At 63.9% G+C, this 11,741-nt stretch carries 10 protein-coding genes; 2 read left to right on the top strand and 8 right to left on the bottom strand.

Annotated features, from left to right (window positions below):
* Positions 1-2: 2 nt before the first annotated feature.
* Entirely contained in the window at positions 3-209 is a 207-nt protein-coding gene (locus tag H4W26_RS04330) for a helix-turn-helix domain-containing protein (RefSeq protein WP_192590900.1), read from the bottom strand.
* Positions 209-607, bottom strand: coding sequence for a DUF2975 domain-containing protein (locus H4W26_RS04325; RefSeq protein ID WP_225939591.1), 399 nt, complete (start codon positions 605-607; stop codon positions 209-211). Before H4W26_RS04325 ends, H4W26_RS04330 begins: the two co-directional genes overlap by 1 nt.
* Positions 608-840: 233 nt before the next feature.
* On the opposite strand from H4W26_RS04325, the gene H4W26_RS04320 reads away from it, so the two are divergent.
* The gene (locus H4W26_RS04320) at positions 841-1,161 is read left to right on the top strand and encodes a nucleotide pyrophosphohydrolase (protein WP_192590898.1); all 321 of its coding nucleotides are present in this window, start codon (positions 841-843) and stop codon (positions 1,159-1,161) included.
* Complete coding sequence (locus H4W26_RS04315) at positions 1,148-2,995, top strand: DUF2075 domain-containing protein (RefSeq protein ID WP_192590897.1); 1,848 nt, start codon at positions 1,148-1,150, stop codon at positions 2,993-2,995. Before H4W26_RS04320 ends, H4W26_RS04315 begins: the two co-directional genes overlap by 14 nt.
* Positions 2,996-3,048: 53 nt before the next feature.
* Here H4W26_RS04315 and H4W26_RS04310 read toward each other — a convergent pair whose 3' ends face one another.
* The 6 genes from H4W26_RS04310 to H4W26_RS04285 all read right to left on the bottom strand — a co-directional run bounded on the left by H4W26_RS04310 (position 3,049) and on the right by H4W26_RS04285 (position 11,739).
* The gene (locus tag H4W26_RS04310) at positions 3,049-3,525 is read right to left on the bottom strand and encodes a pyridoxamine 5'-phosphate oxidase family protein (RefSeq protein ID WP_192590896.1); all 477 of its coding nucleotides are present in this window, start codon (positions 3,523-3,525) and stop codon (positions 3,049-3,051) included.
* Between the two features lie 88 nt (positions 3,526-3,613).
* Positions 3,614-6,076 carry an ATP-dependent DNA ligase gene (locus tag H4W26_RS04305; RefSeq protein ID WP_192590895.1) on the bottom strand — a complete coding sequence of 821 codons (2,463 nt, stop codon included), beginning with the start codon at positions 6,074-6,076 and terminating at the stop codon, positions 3,614-3,616.
* Between the two features lie 62 nt (positions 6,077-6,138).
* Entirely contained in the window at positions 6,139-7,272 is a 1,134-nt protein-coding gene (locus H4W26_RS04300; protein WP_225939590.1) for a Gfo/Idh/MocA family protein, read from the bottom strand.
* On the bottom strand, positions 7,269-8,054 hold the full coding sequence (locus H4W26_RS04295; protein WP_192590894.1) for a ThuA domain-containing protein: 786 nt from the start codon (positions 8,052-8,054) through the stop codon (positions 7,269-7,271). The genes H4W26_RS04300 and H4W26_RS04295 overlap by 4 nt, the downstream gene beginning before the upstream one ends.
* A gap of 66 nt (positions 8,055-8,120) precedes the next feature.
* A complete protein-coding gene (locus H4W26_RS04290; protein ID WP_192590893.1) occupies positions 8,121-9,719 on the bottom strand; it encodes an FGGY-family carbohydrate kinase in 1,599 nt (532 codons plus the stop codon).
* Positions 9,709-11,739 (bottom strand): glycoside hydrolase family 127 protein, encoded by a 2,031-nt coding sequence (locus H4W26_RS04285; protein ID WP_318779764.1) that lies wholly within the window; start codon positions 11,737-11,739, stop codon positions 9,709-9,711. The genes H4W26_RS04290 and H4W26_RS04285 overlap by 11 nt, the downstream gene beginning before the upstream one ends.
* Positions 11,740-11,741 lie beyond the last annotated feature (2 nt).

The following is an 11,741-nucleotide window of genomic DNA, read 5'->3' as shown; positions in this document are numbered from 1 at the left end:
GCTCATTCCTCTACCCACTCGATGAGGTCGCCCGGCTGGCATTCCAGCACCTCGCACATGGCTTCCAGCGTGCTGAACCGGATCGCCTTGGCACGGCCGTTCTTCAGCACCGCCACATTCGCCGGGGTGATTCCCACCCGTTCCGCGAACTCACCTACGCTCATCTTCCGCTTGGCCAGCTCCACATCAATCCGCACGACGATCGGCATCAGATCACGGCTTCCATGTCAGTGCGCAGCGTCGTCGCCTGCTTCAGCAATGCACGCATCACCACAACCACAAGACCGACGACGGCGCCCACTGCCACCATCAGCGCGAGCACCAGCGGCATCCCGGGGTCAGTGGCGTGGAATCCGATGTAGAGGAAGACTCCCACGAGGGTGAGCCAGGCGGCACCGATAGCGCCAAGCACCAGGTTCACCCACCGCATGGAGGTGGAGCTGAAAATGCGGTCCTTCTGGACGAGGGTGAGCAGCTGCCAAATGCAGATGATCACCACCTGGACACACAGCACCCAGAAGATCGTGATGACCGTAGCTGGCCAACGCAGGAATGCCATGTCAGGCGATTCCTGAGCCATGTGCGCGAACTGTCCTGGCAGAGACATCGTCTGAAATATGAGCAGCAGCCCGAAAAGCAGGACCAGTGATGCCTTGAGGGTGGCAACTACCCAGCGTTGACCTGTCATGAATTGAGTATCGATGAAGATCTATCGATAGTCAATTGATAGGCGCTACATCTGGATGGTAGGGCTACGCACTACAAGGGCATCCACGTCTAAGACCCACCCGCGTTTCAGCGGACCGAGCGTCCGTGACTTTGGCGCGGTAGCGTGTCCCTATGTCGTCTCAAGAAACCAAATTGGCGCTGAGAAGTTTCGTCGCAGAACGTGATTGGGGACAGTTCCATAGCCCCGAGAACTTGATTAAGAGCATCGCGATTGAGTCAGGCGAGCTGCTTGAGCGTGTGCAATGGGGTGGGCAAAGTGACTCCGAGGAAATTCGTTCGGAACTTGCGGATGTTTTGACGTACGCATATTTGTTGGCGGATCGGATGGGCTGGGAACCGGACGAGATCGTCCTTGAGAAGCTTCAGACGACTCGTGAGAAGTATCCCGTAGACAAAGCGAAGGGTACGAGCGCCAAATATGACCAGTTATGAGATCTCGGGATCGCGGTTCGAGAAGGATGCCGTATCTATTCTCACCGAGCGCGATGTGCGGTATACAAACTGGCCTGCCGTCTACACGTTGCGCAATGACACCTCGATCTACGTGGGGGAGTCCCGAAACGTCGCCTCCCGGATTAGGCAACACCTTGCCACGGACAATAAGAGCGATCTACATCGAGTGCAGATAATCCTCGACGAAACTTTCAATAAATCCGCGGCGTTGGATCTAGAGGCATACTTAATCGAACGTCTAGGTGGCGACGGGCGCTACGCAGTGCGCAACCGGAATAAAGGCATAGTTGATAGCGAGTACTTCGGCAGACACGAGTACCAGAAGACGTTCCGGGAGATATTCCAAGCACTTCGCACGGAAGGCATTTTCGAGCGTACGCTCCCCGAGATAGAGAACAACGATCTTTTCAAACTGTCTCCGTTTAAAGCGCTCACGAGTGAGCAGGCGATGGCTGTCGAAGACATCCTTCGTGACTTCTTCCAGCGCGGGCCCGTTCGGGATCACGATGTTCCGATCGTCGTTCAAGGCAATCCGGGCACAGGTAAGACCGTTGTCGCGATTTATCTCATGAAGCTTCTTGCTGACATCGCGACCGCTGAGGACGCAGAACTAGACACTTCGCTCGATGAGTCAGATGCCCGCTTCACGGAGTTCTTCACGGCCGAGAACCGAGATCGCCTGAGTCCGCTGGCCATCGGGTTCGCAGTCCCTCAGCAGTCCTTGCGTGCTTCCGTCGCCGACGTTTTCAATCGAACTCCGTACCTCGAGCGTTCCATGGTGCTCGACCCGTTTGCGGTCGGCGAATCTGATCAGCATTTCGATGTACTCGTTGTAGATGAAGCCCATCGGTTGAACCAGCGCGCCAACCAACCCTCCGCCAACCAGAACTCACGCTTCACCGAGATCAACCGCAAGTTGTTTGGCAGCGACGAGCACCACTACACCCAGTTGGACTGGATCAAAGCAAAGAGCGACCATCAGATTCTATTCTTGGATGGCGCTCAGAGCGTGAGACCGGCCGATATTCCGAGTTCTACTTGGGAATCGCTGTTGGATGCCGCCAAAGATGGGGGTCGGCACCACGAGTTGCGCTCGCAGATGCGAGTACGAGCGGGGCGAGGCTATATCGACTACGTTCGGTCGATACTGAGATCCGAAGCCCCGGAGCGGGAGACTTTCGCCGGGTATGAGGTCGACATGTTCCGAGACTTCGAGTCGATGCACGAGAAGATTCGTGAACGGGACGCAGAGCACGGGCTCGCTCGATTGGTGGCGGGCTACGCGTGGAAGTGGATAAGCAAGAAGGACGAGAACCTTGCTGACATAGTCCTCGATGGCTATGGCCTTCAGTGGAACCGCACGGCCAAAGACTGGATCAATTCAAGGACGTCCCTGGAGGAAGTCGGCTCAATCCACACGGTTCAGGGATACGACTTGAACTACGCGGGCGTGGTCATCGGGCCCGACTTGAGGTTCGACACCCGCCAGCGGCGGATTGTGTTCGACCGCGCCAATTATTTCGACTCCAAGGGGAAAGAAAATAATCCGCGGCTGGGCCTCAAGTTCAGCGATGAGGGTCTTCTGGAGTACGTCACGAACATCTACGGGGTTCTACTGACCCGAGGTATCAAGGGAACCTACGTCTACGTCTGCGATCCGGACCTGCGTGAATACCTGGCTCCATATTTCATGGCGGCTGGGACGAGTCAGTCGAGGACTGACGTAGGAGTCGCACCTGCGAGGACAGTGGATGTCCCCGAGTCCGGAGGGCAGGACCGGAAGGTGGTCCAGGAGAGTTCAGGGCAACAGTGAAAGCAGGGGCGGGCCACCAACGTGACCCGCCCCTGCTTCGGAGTCTGAGCTGATTACAGCTCCACGCGCCCCTGGTCCCCCATGTTTGGGGTCTCGGAGGAGAACGACGCCTTCGCCATCTTCACGAGTGCCGCGGCCTTGCCCGGGCCCTCCCAGTACTGGGCGGTCTCCGGGGTCACCTCGATCAGCACCGCGTTGGGGTCCTCAGGCCCGCCCTCGAAGTAGGCCTTCGGGCCAAGGTCCCACAGCTCCTTCTTGCGCTCGAGATCGGCGATCACCTGAGCGCTGCCCGCGATGGAGACCCAGCTGTGGTCATCCACGAAGCCGAGGTTGACCTCGCCCTCCCCGATGATGTCCTCGACCTTGTCAGAGTTCAGCGGGGTGAAGAACCAGAACTTGTGCTGGTCATCGATCTCGGTGACGCCCATGGGGCGGGAGACGATCCGGTGGTTCTGATCCACCGTGGTGAACATGCAGGTGCCGATGTTGTTCAGCTTTTTAATGAGCTCGTTGGCAGTCATATCAGTCATATCGTTCTCCTGTGTTGGGTCTGTGCGTCTTGGTTCGCAGTCTACGGATCAGAGGTTTTGAGTACAGCGCGTACGCGCTGAGCAAAGTTCAGGGCCCGTTGTTCATCCGAATGCCCCGCCACGTGGGGTGGCGCAGCCGGTTGTCCCTGGTCACCCCGGAATGACGCACCTCGGCCGTCAGCTTCGGCGTGACCCAGGTGGCGTCCGAGGAATCCTCGGCGGGGACGTCCTCCACCGGGGCGGTCTTGCGGATCAGCTTCTCCAGCTGGGCGCAGAGATCCGTCAGTTCGACGTCGCTGAAGCCGGTGCCGACCCGTCCGGCGTAGCGGAGTTCGCCGTCGTCGTCGGTCATGCCCAGCAACAGGGAACCGAAGGTCTTGGCGCGGCCGCCCTTGCCCTGGCGCCAGCCGATGATCACCACATCGGCGTGGTTCTCATGCTTGATCTTCACCCAGTCCTCGGACCGGCGGCCGGGCCGGTACGGGCTGTCGGTGCGCTTGGCCACCAGCCCCTCAAGCTTGAGCTCGAGGCTGCCGTCCATGGCTTCCTGCAGCGAGTCGCCCATGTCCGCCGGGACCTGCACGTGCTTGCCGCTGCCGGCCAGCTCCTCCAGGATCTCTCGGCGCCGCGAGTAGGGCTCACCGGTGAGGTCGCCGTGCTCGGCGGTGTGCAGCACGTCGAAGAGCATCAGGTGCACGGGAATCTTCTTCGCGGTCTGTTCGATCTCGCGGCTCTTGGTCAGTTTGCCGCGGCGCTGCAGGAGACCGAAGTCCGGGCGGCTGGCGGAGTTCAGGGCGACGATCTCGCCGTCGACCATGGTGCCGGCGGGGACGAGGTCTGCGATCTCGGCGAGTTCGGGGAAGGTCTGGGTGAAGTCCTTGCCGTTGCGGCTGCGGATCTCCACGCGGCCGTCGGCGTGGACGGCGGCGATGGCGCGGTAGCCGTCCCACTTGCCCTCCAGCACCCAGCCCTTGCCGCGGATGTCGGTGGGCTTGCCGGGGGAGGCGAGCATGGGGGAGGGCAGCGGGTCGGGGAACTCGGAGTCCTCTTTGGCCGTGGCGTTCTTGCTAGGCCTCTTCGTGGACTTCTTCGGCGTCGACGCGGCCTTCGATGATTCCTCGGCCTTCGGCTGGTCCTTGGTCATCCGGATGAGCCAGTTCTTGCCGGCCTCGTCGGTCTGCACCAGCGCGTAGCGGCGGGGGACGCCGCCGAGGCCGCCGTCCGGTGCCCCGTGCAGGACGAAGACCACCTTCCCTGAGCCCTCGGCCTGCTCCCATTTCTCGATCTCCACGGTGCCGGTGTCCCAGATGGTCACCTCGCCGCCGCCGTATTCGTTCTTGGGGATGGTGCCCTCGAACTCGGCGTACTCGATCGGATGGTTCTCGGTCATCACCGCCAGCCGCTGCTGACCGACCTTCAGTGGAGGGCCCTTGGGTACCGCCCAGGAGACCAGCACCCCGTTGCGCTCCAGCCGGGTGTCATAGTGCAGCGCGGTGGCGTGGTGCTCCTGGACCACGAAGATCGGATCCGCGGTTCTAGAGGCAGGGGAGTCGGAGGGGACCGGCTCGGGGGTCTTCGCGGCATCGCGCATCGACCGGTACGTGCTCAGCGCATCCTGCGTGTGCGGCAGGGCGTCCGCGGCGTCGTCGTCGGCGGTGAAGTCCACCAGCGGGTCTGTGCCCTCGGAGATCCGCTCCATGACCTGGTGCATGTCCAGCTGGCCGAGGTCGGGATCCTCGAGCTCCTCCCAGGTCCGCGGGGCGGCGACATGGGGACCCTCGGCGGATCCGGGACGGCCGCGCAGCGAGTAGGGGGCGATGGTGGTCTTGTTGCGGTTGTTCTGCGACCAGTCGATGAGCACCTTGCCCTGGCGCAGAGACTTCTTCATATCGCTGACCACCGCGTCTGGGTGATCGGCCTCCAGTGCCTTGGCCAGCTCGTGGGCCACCTGGGAGACCTGCTCCGAGGTGTAACTGCCGTTGAGCCCGGCGTAGAGGTGGATGCCCTTGGAACCGGAGGTGACCGGGACCGAGGGCAGGTTCATCTCATCGAGGATCTCGCGGCACCAGCGGGCCACCTGCGCGCAGTCTGTGAGGTCAGCGCCGGGGCCGGGGTCCAGGTCCAGGACGAGCCGGTCCGGGTTCTGCGGCTCTCCGTTGTTGTTGAAGCGCCACTGCGGGACGTGAATCTCCAGGGCGCCGACCTGCCCGAACCAAGCCAGGACGGCGGGTTCATTGGCGAGCGGGTAGGTGTTGCTGTGATCGGAGTGCTCCAGCTCCTGACGCGGGACCCAGGCCGGGGCGGAGTCTTCGAGGTTCTTGCGGAAGAACGGCTCATTCGGCTTGTCTGCGGGGCCGACGCCGTCGGGCCAGCGCTTGCGGGTGGCGGGCCGGTTCCTGGTGTGCGGGAGCATCACGTCTGCGACGGTCTGGAAGTAGTGGACGACCTCGCCCTTGGTGGTGCCCGAGGCGGGGAAGAGGACCTTGTCCAGGTTGGAGAGCCGGAGCTTATGACCGCCGACAGTGACGGTCTGCTGCTTCTTGCTTGCCATGGTTCAACCCTGGTGGGGGAGGCTGGGCGTTGGCTGAGTGTTGGTTGTGTATGTCCGAACGGCTACCCGCCCTGACCCAGGACAGTCCTGGGATGAGGCCAGGCCTTCAGTGCTTCAGCAACAGCTTGCAGCGTTTCGTTCTTCACGGCCACGGCGGATGCCTCTTCGAGCATCTCGTCGATCGCGACCCGTTGCCCCGTCTCTGCGGAGCGGACCGATGCCTCCACCATAGCCAGGGTGAGGATATTGCTGTGCACCTCGCCCGAGGGGACAGCCCCCGTGCGCAGAGCGTCGACGAATTCGGCCAGCGATCCATGAATCTCTTCCGGCATGGGGGCGACTTCTGCGCCCGTCGTTGCTGTGTTCATGGCATCCGCGGTGAGCTCGAATGATGGCTGGTTCTCACCGTCCCAGAGAGCTGTCCCGTGTTCACCGTTGATGCGCCAGTGACCGTTCCAGGAGGTCTCGTGCCCGTCGCTGCACCAGCTGCCCGAGTAGGAGTAACGGGCTCCTCCTTCGAACTCGAACAAGGCGTTGGCTGCGGCTCCGTGGGCGTACCAGCTCCACTTCGGGTTGAACTCCTCGCAATACACGGACACCGGGTCGTCCTCGAGCAGGAACCGTGCGACGTCGAAGGCATGAATGGCCATGTCCACCAGCAGCACGTGCCGCATGTCCTCGCGGAACCCGCCGAAATGGGGCGCCTTGAAGAACTCGGTGGTGATCACCCCCAGGTCCCCGAGTGTTGGAAGTCCTGCCTTGAGTGCAGACAGGTGGTTGAAGTAGCGACGCGACTGACTGGTCATCAGGAGCTGTCCGCTGGCCTCTGCGGCGGCGGCCAGGGAGAGTGCTTGGCTGAGCGTCGGGGCGATGGGCTTCTCACACAGAACCGGCAGGCCCCGGAAGAGCGCATCCACGTTCACCGCGTGATGCGCCTCCGGGATGGTCACGTTCACGACAGCATCGGCGTCGGTGCTCTGCAGCACCTCTTCCACACTGAGGCCAACGTGTACGCCGGTCAGTTCCGCTTCGGCGAGTGCGGCCTGGGCGACGTTGATATCCAGGTCGACGAGTCCCACCAGCTGTGTCTCATCGGACTGGTCGATGGCGGAGATCCACTGCCTCCCCATGCCCCCGGCGCCGACCTGCACGATCCTGACGGGCGGGTGATTGCTGTGCTCTGGACTGAGACTCAATTCTCCATCGCCCCCTGGTAGTCGTGGCCGTTGTAGAAGTCGTCGGTCTCGTACCGCAGCAGCTGCGGGTCTGTGCGCTCGGGTCGGAGGGTTTGGGCCCAGGCGACGCCGTTCGCGACCACGCGACGGACGTCCTTGTGGTGATAGACCGGGTAGTCCTGATCACCGGGGCTGAAGAAGAAGATCTTTCCGAAGCCTCGCCGGAAGGTGCAGCCGCTGCGGAAGGCCTCACCGCCGCTGAAGGTGCTGATGAACACCAGCTCCTCTGGAACAGGGATGTCGAAGTACTCTCCGTACATCTCCTGCTGGGGAATGATGAACGGGTGCGGCACCCCCTGCGCGATGGGGTGGGTGGGGTTCACTGTCCACACGACCTCGCGGTCCTGTTCCGCACGCCAGCGCAGCGTGCAGCTGGTGCCCATGAGCTTGACGAAGATCTTCGACCAGTGACCTGAATGCAGGACGACGAGTCCCATGCCCGCCAGGACATGCCGGTGCACGCGGTCGACGACGTCGTCGCTGACCTCCTCATGCGCCGCGTGGCCCCACCAGACCAGCACATCGGTCCGCGCGAGAACCTCCTCGGTCAGTCCATGCTCTGGGTCATCCAGCGTCGCGGTCTCTGCGGAGACTGCCTGGCCCAGATGCTCCTCGATCGCTTCGCGGATCGTGGTGTGCATGCCGTCTGGGTACAGGTCGGCGACGTTCTGTTCCAGCTGTTCGTGCCGGTTCTCGCCCCACACCAGAACACTGAGTGGGCGCGAACTGTGAGTCTGTGTCATGGAAGAATCCTTCATCAGAGGAACTGGGTGGTGGGCTGTGTGCCCGGCTGAGCTCTCACCTGTTGTTCATTCGAGGGCTTGCCCCGCTGCGCGTTCCGCCGCCAGCCCGGCGACCCACCGGTCCAAGAACCGGGCGTAGTCAGCGACCTCGGCATCTGTGGGTGTCACGGTCTCGACCTCAGAGGCAGCAAAGACCTCCTCATCCAGCCAGTCCGGCAGGGCCCGACCTGAGGAGGCCCCGGTGGCCGCGGCCCTGGCATAGCTGGCCAGCACCGCAATGCCCCACGCGCCGCCCTCGGTGGAGTCCTTGGTCACCGCCACAGGCGTCCCGAGGGCGGCCGCCAGGGCCTGCTGGGCCACGCCGCCGGTGCGCAGCAGCCCGCCGTGGGCGGAGAACCGGTCCACGCTCACGCCCTCCTCGGCCAGCACTCCCATTCCGACGCTGAGTGCGGCGAACACGCCCAGCAGCTGGGCTCGGGCGAGTCCCGCCAGGGTGAGCGGGGTCTCGGGGGTGCGCACGATCATGGGCCTGCCGGCGTCCACTCCGATGATCGGTTCAGCGGCCAGCAGGTTATAGGCCAGCAGTCCATTCTGATCAGCGTCGGCCTCCAGGGCGCCGCCGAGCATCGCCTGGAAGACCTGGTCTGGATCAGCAGCGTGACCCATGTTCGTGAGGAATTCACCGAAGAGTCCGGCCCATGCCCCGAGCTCACTGGCACCGTTGTTGCAGTGCACCATCGCGACCAGCTTCGCGTCCGGGGTGGCTACGATGTCGATCTCACTGCGCGTGGTGCGCAGCGAGTCCTGGAGCACGAGCATCGCGAAGATGCTGGTGCCCACACTGACATTGCCGGTCCTGGCTCGCACCGCATTGGTCGCGACCATGCCGGTGCCGGCGTCGCCCTCGGGCGGGCAGAACATGATCCCTGGTTCCAGGGCCCCGGTGGGATCCAGCAGCTGGGCACCCTCGGGGGTGAGGAAGCCTGCCTGTGCCCCGGCAGAGGCCACCGGTGGCAGCAGCTGGTCCAGGGGCCGGCCGGTGTCCTGCTCAGCGGTCAGCTGGCTGAACCGCTCGAGCAGCTCGGCGTCGTAGTTTCCCGTGGCCGGGTCGATCGGGAACATTCCCGAGGCGTCCCCGACTCCGAGAACATGGGTGCCGGTGAGCAGGTGATGGACGTATCCGGCCAGCGTGGTCAACGTGTGGGCCCTGGGCACGTGCGGTTCGGCGTCGATGATGGCCTGGTAGTGGTGCGCGATGGTCCAGCGCAGCGGGATGTTCTGCCCGAATTCCTCAGTGAGACGGGCGGCGGCCGGCGTCGTCGTGGTGTTGCGCCAGGTTCTGAACGGGGTCAGCAGGTCTCCTGCTGAGTCCAGGGCCAGGTATCCATGCATCATGGCCGAGATGCCGATCGTACCGACGGCGCGCAGCTCGATGCCGTGGAGTCGGCGGACGGTGGCAGCAAGGTCGGCATAGGCCGCGGCCAGGCCTTCGTGGACTGCGTCCAGGGAGTAGGTCCAGACCCCATCGAAAAGCTGGCTCTCCCAGGAGCTGGACCCCGTGGCGAGGGTCTGGCCCGCTTCACCGACCAGACAGGCCTTGATCCGGGTGGATCCGAGTTCGATGCCCAGGGTGGTGTGCTCCTGGTGGATCTGTTCATGGCTCATCTGTTGGTCCTTCCACATTGGCAGCGCTGGGGTCCTCTCCCGACAGCCTGACATGCGGCGCCACGGGTACGAAGACGCGCATCGTGGAGGGACCACGTTCGGCCCACCGGTGGTACGGCACGAAGATGAGGTCGAAGTCCTCGGATGTGGTTCGACCGCTCGGCGCGCGTCCGAAGGGCGGGGTGCCATCGGCCGGACCGACCACGTCAAGGACCCTGGCGCGGCCCCGGGCGCCGTCGCCCTCGTTCTCCAGCGAGGCCGAGGTGTCCAGCGTGATGGCGTCCAGCACGATGCCGCCGGGAACATCGTGTGACTCGATGCATAGCACGAGAGGGCCGCGTTCCACGGCAACAGTTCCGCGCATCGCATCGATCCGTGCGTCGGGCCAGGTCAGTCGCGGTTCCACCGGCAGCACCAGGCGGATCTCATCGCCTTCGGACACGGGCTGCCGGAGGTCGAACCATCCCGGCTCGATCTGCTCGGCGGGTCCTGCGTTGACAGTGACCTGGGCGTCGATGGCCCAGTACGGAACACGGAGTCTCAAGGGCGCACCGCCAGGAGGGGCGTCGTGGACCTTGAGGTGGACCTCCGAGGCATGGGGGTACTCAGTGTGCACCTGCACTCGCAGGAGACCTGAGCTGAGCTCGAACCGGTACTCGCCTGCGGCGTATTGCAGCACCACGGCGACGTCGCCCTCGTCGTCATTCCCAGCGTCGATGGCGGCTGAGTAGGACTGCCAGGAGGCCAGAGTTCGGGCGAGGTTGGTCGGGCAGCAGGACACGTCGAACCAGGGAGCACGCACTCCTCCCTCGGCCCGGGAGTTGACGGCATCGGGGAGCACGTCGGAGCTCTCGGAACGCTGCTGCAGGGGGTTGGCGTAGAAGAAGGCCGTACCATCGGGGCTCGGCGACGTGGCGATCACGTTGAAGAGCGTCCGTTCCATGAGGTCGACATACTCGGACCTGCCGGTGGCCAGGTAGAGGCGCCAGGAGACCATCAAGGAGGCGACGCCCGCGCAGGTCTCACAGTAGGCGCGGTCCGTTGGCAGCTCCCAGTCCTCCCCGAAGCCCTCGTCCTGGTGACGGGAACCCATTCCCCCGGTCAGGTAGGTCCGGCGTGCCACGGTGTGGTGCCACTGGTCCTCGAGCGCCGCGAGCAGTTCCGCGTCTCCTGCGTCCACGGCGATGTCCACCGCTCCGGCCGCGAGGTAGAGGGCACGCACTGCGTGCCCGTGCCATGATTCAGTGTCACGGACAGGAATCTCGTCCTGAAAGTACTCGCGGCTGAGCAGGGGGATGGGGGAGAGGGTGCCGTGCCCTCGACGCTCCACGAAGAGCTGGGCCTGATCCCGGTACCTGGTCTCGCCCGTGGCGCGGGCGAACTCGGCCAGCGCCACCTCGATCTCGGGGTGCCCGCAGACACCGTCCCGGCCCTCTGGTCCGAACTCGCGCAGCACGTGGTCCGCCACACGTCGCCCCAGCGCCACGAAACGATCCTCCCCCTTCGTGCGCAGCCTGGCAACGACAGCCTGCAGGAGATGCCCCGCACAGTAGAGCTCATGCCCCATGGAAAGGTCGCTGTAGCGTTCGGGACGTCCGGGGTGCCCGAAGCAGGTGTTGAGGTATCCGTCGTCGTCCTCTGCCGCGGCGACGCGGTCCACCAGCGATTCGAAGATCTCGTCGATCTCCGTGTCGCGAGTTCGTCCATATTCCCAGGCCAGGGCCTCGAGAAGCTTGTACACCTCGGAGTCTGAGAACTGCCACCCGGGCCGATTCTCGTCCATGGTGCCCGCGGCGACGCGGTCGAAGTTGGCGAGCCAGCCGAGACGTTCCATCCAATCGATGCAGTGTCGCAGCGTACCGGTGGAGTTCGCGTCCTGGAGGGTCTTCCAGAAACCCGTCTCGAGGGAGACCTGGTCGATGCCGAGACCGTGCCGCGTCCCGCGGGCGGGGTCGACTGGTGTGACAGCTCGGCGGTCATCTGTCACGGACCCGGAGGACTGGGGAGGGGAGGTGGTCACAG

It is taken from the genome of Nesterenkonia halotolerans, from assembly GCF_014874065.1.
Classification (GTDB): Bacteria; Actinomycetota; Actinomycetes; order Actinomycetales; family Micrococcaceae; genus Nesterenkonia; species Nesterenkonia halotolerans.
Note: the sequence above shows the minus strand (reverse complement) of the source record. Positions and strands in the feature narration are given on the sequence as shown.

What these genes read in the sequence shown, in the direction of transcription:
- H4W26_RS04330 (WP_192590900.1), bottom strand. Translation starts at nt 209, where the DNA reads ATGCCGATCGTCGTGCGGATTGATGTGGAGCTGGCCAAGCGGAAGATG.
- H4W26_RS04325 (WP_225939591.1), bottom strand. Translation starts at nt 607, where the DNA reads ATGTCTCTGCCAGGACAGTTCGCGCACATGGCTCAGGAATCGCCTGAC.
- H4W26_RS04320 (WP_192590898.1), top strand. Translation starts at nt 841, where the DNA reads ATGTCGTCTCAAGAAACCAAATTGGCGCTGAGAAGTTTCGTCGCAGAA.
- H4W26_RS04315 (WP_192590897.1), top strand. Translation starts at nt 1,148, where the DNA reads ATGACCAGTTATGAGATCTCGGGATCGCGGTTCGAGAAGGATGCCGTA.
- H4W26_RS04310 (WP_192590896.1), bottom strand. Translation starts at nt 3,525, where the DNA reads ATGACTGATATGACTGCCAACGAGCTCATTAAAAAGCTGAACAACATC.
- H4W26_RS04305 (WP_192590895.1), bottom strand. Translation starts at nt 6,076, where the DNA reads ATGGCAAGCAAGAAGCAGCAGACCGTCACTGTCGGCGGTCATAAGCTC.
- H4W26_RS04295 (WP_192590894.1), bottom strand. Translation starts at nt 8,054, where the DNA reads ATGACACAGACTCACAGTTCGCGCCCACTCAGTGTTCTGGTGTGGGGC.
- H4W26_RS04290 (WP_192590893.1), bottom strand. Translation starts at nt 9,719, where the DNA reads ATGAGCCATGAACAGATCCACCAGGAGCACACCACCCTGGGCATCGAA.